The organism is Halorubrum ezzemoulense DSM 17463 (genome assembly GCF_002114285.1).
GTDB classification, from domain to species: Archaea; Halobacteriota; Halobacteria; order Halobacteriales; family Haloferacaceae; genus Halorubrum; species Halorubrum ezzemoulense.
On record NZ_NEDJ01000111.1, the window covers coordinates 1 to 6,387 of the forward strand.

General features: G+C 66.5%; 6 protein-coding genes. 3 read left to right on the top strand and 3 right to left on the bottom strand.

The window, feature by feature from the left end:
• Positions 1 to 347: 347 nt before the first annotated feature.
• The 3 genes from B9H04_RS17070 to B9H04_RS18910 all read right to left on the bottom strand — a co-directional run bounded on the left by B9H04_RS17070 (position 348) and on the right by B9H04_RS18910 (position 1,534).
• Positions 348 to 815 (bottom strand): DUF7346 family protein, encoded by a 468-nt coding sequence (locus B9H04_RS17070; protein WP_049931718.1) that lies wholly within the window; start codon positions 813 to 815, stop codon positions 348 to 350.
• Positions 816 to 840: 25 nt separating this feature from the next.
• A complete protein-coding gene (locus tag B9H04_RS17075; protein WP_049931716.1) occupies positions 841 to 1,263 on the bottom strand; it encodes a DUF7322 domain-containing protein in 423 nt (140 codons plus the stop codon).
• Between the two features lie 97 nt (positions 1,264 to 1,360).
• Positions 1,361 to 1,534, bottom strand: coding sequence for a DUF7331 family protein (locus tag B9H04_RS18910; RefSeq protein ID WP_167373101.1), 174 nt, complete (start codon positions 1,532 to 1,534; stop codon positions 1,361 to 1,363).
• A 102-nt stretch (positions 1,535 to 1,636) separates the two neighbouring features.
• Between B9H04_RS18910 and B9H04_RS17080 the strand changes: the two genes are divergently transcribed.
• From B9H04_RS17080 to sufB, 3 genes are all read left to right on the top strand, one after another.
• Positions 1,637 to 4,435 carry a DNA-directed DNA polymerase gene (locus tag B9H04_RS17080; RefSeq protein WP_049931714.1) on the top strand — a complete coding sequence of 933 codons (2,799 nt, stop codon included), beginning with the start codon at positions 1,637 to 1,639 and terminating at the stop codon, positions 4,433 to 4,435.
• A gap of 146 nt (positions 4,436 to 4,581) precedes the next feature.
• Positions 4,582 to 5,508, top strand: a complete 927-nt coding sequence (locus tag B9H04_RS17085; RefSeq protein ID WP_085682884.1) for an ABC transporter ATP-binding protein — start codon at positions 4,582 to 4,584, stop codon at positions 5,506 to 5,508.
• Between the two features lie 52 nt (positions 5,509 to 5,560).
• The coding region (gene sufB, locus B9H04_RS17090; RefSeq protein WP_085682885.1) for a Fe-S cluster assembly protein SufB at positions 5,561 to 6,387 on the top strand (827 nt) is incomplete at its 3' end.

The window sequence follows — 6,387 nt, forward strand, 5'->3', positions numbered from 1 at the left end:
GGGCGCGTGCGGGGGGGGGGCGGGCGGTGGCGGCGGGGAGGAGGACGCGGGAGGGGGGCGGGGGGGTGGGGGGGGGCCGGGGGGAGCGGGAAGGGCGCGCGCGAGGAGGGTGGGGAGGCGTGAGGCTGGGGTGCGGTCGCGGTCGGGTGGGGCTCAAAGGGGCAGTCGCGAGGCGGTCGCAGGCGACGTAAGCACCGCAGGAGCGAACGAAGTGAGTGACGAGGAGCGCAGCGAGCGTGCGACAGCCTCGCGGCTGGGGCTTTGGAGCTGTTCGCCGTCGATCTAGAATCAACTATTTATAAGCGAACAGCCGCAGACGACCGCAGATCGCGGCTATAAGTGAGGTATCAGTCGCCGTCGCCCTCGTCAACCCCGTCGCCCTCGTCCGCCGACCCGTCCCGCAACAGTCCCAGCGCCTCGGTCGCGACCGCGGTCGCCTCGTAGCCGCGCCGCCCCGCGACCTCGGCCTCCGCGACCAGTCCGGCCGCCCGGAACTCTGAGAGCGCGCCGTGGAGGTCGGACTCGCACATGTCGGCGGCGTCGAGGAGGTCGATCGCGGCGATCGGTCCCTCGTCGGCGACCACGGCGAGCAGGCCGAGCGAGCGGTCGTCGCGGACCGCCCCGAGCGTCCGGCGGACCGGCTCCGGCACGCCCGAAGCGGCGGTCGCGAGCGGCGACTCGCCGTCGACGACGCTGAGCTCCTCGTTGTCGACGTACCGCTCCGCGCCGGTCGCGGGGTCGCGCACGCGACTCGACTCGGCGGATCGCTTCACGAGGAGGTACGTCTCGCCGTCGCCGTCGCGGACCGTCTGCATGGTCGAACCAGCGCCCCGTCGGACATTACGCTTCCGGGGGATCAGCGGTGGAGTCGGCATCAGTGTCGTCGGCCTCTTCGGGGGGATTCGACTCCGACTCGTCGGCCTCGCCCTGCGAGCGCCGCCACGACCGGTACGTCTGGTACGTTCGGACCCCGGCGAGGAGACCGGCGACGAGCAGCGCCGGGCCGGCCCGCGACCACCCCTCGAAGAACCACACCATGGGGCCGAGCGCGACGAGGAGGACGGCGGCGTTGGCGTAGACGACGGCGACGACGAACGCGCGGAGGGTCCCCTGGTCGACGTCGCTCGCCCCCTCGAAGTCACCGCCGTCGTCGAACGTCTTCACCGACGGGGCTTTGGGGATGTCGGGCGTCATCTCCCGCTCGGCGTCGGAGCTCTCGCCGACGGAGATCTCGCCCTCGTCGTCCTCGTCGAGGCTGAACACGCCCGCACCTACGCCGGGCCGGGGCAAAGGGGTTCCGTCCGGGCGACGCCGCGGCTACGGGAGGAGACGGACGGAGCGCGCGGGGTCGGCGGGCCGGTCAGAGCGCGTCGGCGAGCCGCACCGTTCGGCTCGCTTCGACCCAGGCGAGGGGGTTCGTCGCGTCGAAAAGCACCACGTTCCCGTCGTCCTCGTACACCTCCACCTCGGCGTCGACCGCGTCGGAGTCGGCCGGGCGAGCCGCCTGGGGTCCGGAACGTGGATCCGAAGACATGGGCCGTGGTAAGAAGTCACACAATATATGCCTTTCCGTGGCGGGATACCTCGCCGCACCCGAAAGCCGTGTTTTTTAGCCGGGTGACGCCGAAGGACGGATATGACTCAGTCGGGGCTGTCGGACTTCTCGTCGGCCGGGGACGCGGACGGCGAGGCCGACGGCGACACGGACACCGAACGGGAGGAGCTGGCCGCGCAGGAGGCGGCCGTCGTCGCCGGGGGCGGACGGGGCCACGTGAACGACGTGGTCGACGTGGACGAGGCGAAGTTCCCGGAGTCGACGGGGACCGTCGAACTGATGATCACCCAGATCGACTACGCCGTCGAGGGGTACGGCAGCGACGAGTACCCGGTCGTCCACGTGTTCGGCCGGCGACCGGCGGAACACGTCGAGGACGCCGACCACGACGTGGTCGAACACCTCCGCGTGCTGGGCGTCGAGCCGTACTTCTACGTCCCGACGGCCGACCTCGACCGCGACCCCGTCGATGAGTACGACGTGGTGATCGGGACGCGCGAGGCGGGCCCCGACGGCGAGCCCTACGAGAGCATCCGCGGCGAGCCGCTCACCCGGATCGTCACCCGGACCCCGCGCGACGTGGGGAACATCCGCGACGACTTCGCGACCAGCTTCGAGGCGGACATCCTCTTCCCGAACCGCTTCCTGATCGACAACGGGATCAACGGCGGCATCCGCGTCGAGGAGCGGCGCCTCGACGACGGGGAAGAGACGATTCAGGTCCACGAGGGGCACCTCGAACCGGCCGAGGTCGACGCCGACCTGCGCGTGAACACCTTCGATATCGAGGTGGACGACCGCCGCGGCTTCCCCGAGGACGGCGAGGAGCCGATCATCTGTCTCACCAGCCACGACTCCTACGAGGACGAGTACGTCGTCTGGCTGTACGACGCGCCGGAGGCCGAGATTCCCCCGCCGGAAGACCTCCCGGAGTACGAGGGGATCGTCGGCGACGGCGCAGAGGTCGACTTCAGGGTCCGCACGTTCGACGAGGAGGCCGCGATGCTCGACGCGTTCGTCGAGTACATCGACGACACCGACCCGGACCTCCTGACCGGGTGGAACTTCGAGGACTTCGACGCGCCGTACGTCCTCGACCGGCTGGAGGTGCTCGACGACGGGAGCGAGTACGACCTCGACATCGACCGGCTCTCTCGGATCGGCGAGGTGTGGCGCTCCGGCTGGGGCGGCCCGGACGTGAAGGGCCGGGTCGTCTTCGACCTGCTGTACGCCTACAAACGCACGATGTTCACCGAGCTGGAGTCGTACCGCCTCGACGCGGTCGGCGAGCGCGAGCTCGGCGTCGGTAAGGAGCGCTACACGGGCGACATCGGCGACCTCTGGGAGCAGGACCCCGAGCGCTTACTGGAGTACAGCATCCGCGACGTGGAGCTGTGCGTGGAGATCGACCGCAAGCAGGACGTGATCGCGTTCTGGGACGAGGTGCGCACCTTCGTCGGCTGTAAGATCGAGGACGCGCCGACGCCAGGCGACACCGTCGACATGTACGTCCTCCACAAGGCGTTCGGGAAGTTCGCGCTCCCGACGAAGGGCCAACAGGAGTCGGAGGAGTTCGAGGGCGGGGCCGTCTTCGACCCGATCACGGGCGTCAAGGAGATGGTGACGGTCCAGGACCTGAAGAGCCTCTACCCGATGTGTATGGTGACGATCAACGCCGGCCCGGAGACGAAGGTCGACCCCGACGAGTACGGCGGCGAGACGTACGTCGCGCCCAACGGGACCCACTTCCGGAAGGAGCCGGACGGGATCATGCGCGAGATGGTCGACGAGCTGCTCTCCGAGCGCGAGGAGAAGAAGGCGCTCCGGAACGACCACGACCCGGGCACCGAGCCGTACGAGCAGTACGACCGGCAGCAGGGAGCTGTCAAGGTTATTATGAACTCGTTATATGGGGTTACGGGATGGGATCGGTTCCGCCTCTACGACAAAGAGGGCGCGGCAGCCGTTACTGCGACCGGCCGCGAGGTCATCGACTTCACGGAGGAGGCGGCAGAAGAGCTTAATTATCAGGTAGCTTATGGTGACACCGACTCGGTTATGTTATCCCTTTCTGACATGTCGGAACGGGAGGCGATCGAGACCTCCTTCGAGATAGAGGACCACATCAACGAGCGCTACGACGACTTCGCGCGCGACGAGCTCAACGCCGACGAGCACCGCTTCGAGATCGAGTTCGAGAAGCTCTACCGGCGCTTCTTCCAGGCGGGCAAGAAGAAGCGGTACGCGGGCCACATCGTCTGGAAGGAGGGGAAAGACGTCGACGACATCGACATCACCGGCTTCGAGTACAAGCGCTCGGACATCGCCGGGATCACGAAAGAGGTCCAACAGAACGTCATCGAGACGATCGTCACCGGCGACGACATCGACGAGGACATGGAGGAGGTGAAGTCGTACCTCGAAGGCGTCATCGCGCGGGTGCTCGACGGCGACGTGGACCTCGACGAGATCGGGATCCCCGGCGGGATCGGCAAGCAGCTCGACGCCTACGACACGCCGACCGCGCAGGTCCGCGGCGCGAAGTACGCCAACCGCATGCTCGGGACGAACTTCGGGAGCGGGTCGAAGCCGAAGCGGCTGTACATCGAGAAGGTCCACCCGGACTTCTGGACGCGAATGGAGGAGGAGGAAGGGCTCGACCCCCAGCGCGACCCCCTGTACGGGGAGTTCAAGCGCGACCCGGACGTGATCTGCTTCGAGTACGCCGATCAGGTGCCCGAAGAGTTCGAGGTCGACTGGGAGAAGATGCTGGACAAGACGCTCAAGGGGCCGATAGAGCGCGTGATCGAGGCGCTCGGGATGTCGTGGGAGGAGGTGAAGACGGGGCAAGAACAGACCGGACTCGGCTCGTTCATGTGACTGCCGACGAGCGCGAACGCGCTCTCTGGAAAGCACTTTTCGATTGCTAGAAAATTTCTTGGTCGATATGCGATTTTTGACGGGGAGATGCGTAACCATTAACCCCCTCAACCCCCACTATCGATGTACGAGGCACGAGAATACATATGGCTACTCTCGAAATCAACGATCTTCACGCACGAGTGGCGGAAGAGGGCGGCGAACGCATCCTTCTCGGCGTCGATCTGACCGTCGAGTCGGGCGACATCCACGCGCTGATGGGACCGAACGGCTCGGGGAAGTCGACGCTCGCGAAAGTGATCGCCGGCCACCCCGCCTACGAGGTCACCGGCGGTGAGATTCTGCTCCACCTCGACGAGGCCGACGTCGCCGACGTGGACGTCGACCTCGACGACGAGGACTATCACTGGGAGCTCCTGGAGCTGGAGCCGAACGAGCGCGCCGCGCTCGGCATCTTCCTCGGCTTCCAGTACCCCGCGGAGATCGAGGGCGTCACGATGACGAACTTCCTCCGACAGGCGCTCAACGCGAAGGCGGACGAGCGCGAGGAGCTGTTCGAAGACGAGGAGGAGGAGGCCGCCGAGGCCGAGGCCGAGGACGACGACGAGGGGTACGAGACCTCCCCGATGGAGGGCCCCGCCGACGACGGCGAGATCGGCGTCGCCGAGTTCCAGGAGATTCTCTCCGAGAAGATGGAGCTCCTCGACATGGACGAGAAGTTCATGCAGCGCTACCTCAACGCCGGGTTCTCCGGCGGCGAGAAGAAGCAGAACGAGGTCCTCCAGGCCGCGATGCTGGAGCCGAGCGTCGCCGTGCTCGACGAGATCGACTCGGGGCTCGACATCGACCGCCTGAAAGACGTCTCAAAAGGGATCAACGCGCTCCGCGACGAGCAGGGCACGGGCGTCCTCCAGATCACGCACTACCAGCGCATTCTCGACTACGTCGAGCCCGACCACGTCCACGTCATGCTCGACGGGGAAGTCGTCAAGAGCGGCGGCGCGGAGCGCGCCGAGAAGCTCGAGGACGAGGGGTACGACTGGGTCCGCGAAGACGCCTACGAGGCGGCGTAACCGAATGTGGGCACGCGACACACGTAAACACGGGAATCAGTAACAATACACTATGAGTTCACAACAGGACGACCTCAAGGAGACAGACACCGAGGCTCGCTTCGAGTTCAAGAAGGAGGAGAAGTCCGCCTTCCAGACCGAGAAGGGTCTCACCGAGGAGACGGTCCGCGTCATCTCGGAGGACAAGGACGAACCGGAGTGGATGCTGGAGCGACGCCTGCGCGCGCTCGAGCAGTTCCAGGAGATGCCGATGCCGACCGACTGGCCCGGCCAGCCAGACCTCTCCGAGATCGACATCGACGAGATCGTACCGTACATCCGCCCGGACATCGAGGCCCGCGGCGGCGCCGAGAGCTGGGAAGACCTCCCCGAGGAGATCCAGGACACGTTCGACAAGCTGGGCATCCCGGAGGCGGAGAAGAACGCGCTCTCGGGCGTCGGCGCGCAGTACGAGTCCGAGATCGTCTACCAGAACATGCAGGAGCGGTGGGAGGAGAAGGGCGTCATCTTCTGTGACATGGACAAGGCCGTCCAGGAGCACGAAGAACTCGTCCGCGAGCACTTCATGACGAAGTGCGTCCCCCCGAGCGACAACAAGTTCGCGGCGCTTCACGGCGCCATCTGGTCGGGCGGCTCGTTCGTCTACATCCCCGAAAACACCACCGTGGAGATGCCGGTCCAGGCGTACTTCCGGATGAACTCCGAGGGGATGGGTCAGTTCGAGCACACGCTCATCATCGCCGAGGAGGGCTCCGAGGTCCACTACATCGAGGGCTGTTCGGCCCCGAAGTACTCGGCGTTCAACCTCCACTCGGGCGGCGTCGAAGTGTTCGTGGGCGAGGACGCCCACGTCCAGTACTCGACCGTCCAGAACTGGTC

Bases quoted from the DNA above. Each gene is read 5' to 3' on its own strand.
- B9H04_RS17085 (WP_085682884.1), top strand. From the start codon at position 4,582: ATGGCTACTCTCGAAATCAACGATCTTCACGCACGAGTGGCGGAAGAG.
- B9H04_RS17080 (WP_049931714.1), top strand. From the start codon at position 1,637: ATGACTCAGTCGGGGCTGTCGGACTTCTCGTCGGCCGGGGACGCGGAC.
- B9H04_RS17070 (WP_049931718.1), bottom strand. From the start codon at position 815: ATGCAGACGGTCCGCGACGGCGACGGCGAGACGTACCTCCTCGTGAAG.
- B9H04_RS18910 (WP_167373101.1), bottom strand. From the start codon at position 1,534: ATGTCTTCGGATCCACGTTCCGGACCCCAGGCGGCTCGCCCGGCCGAC.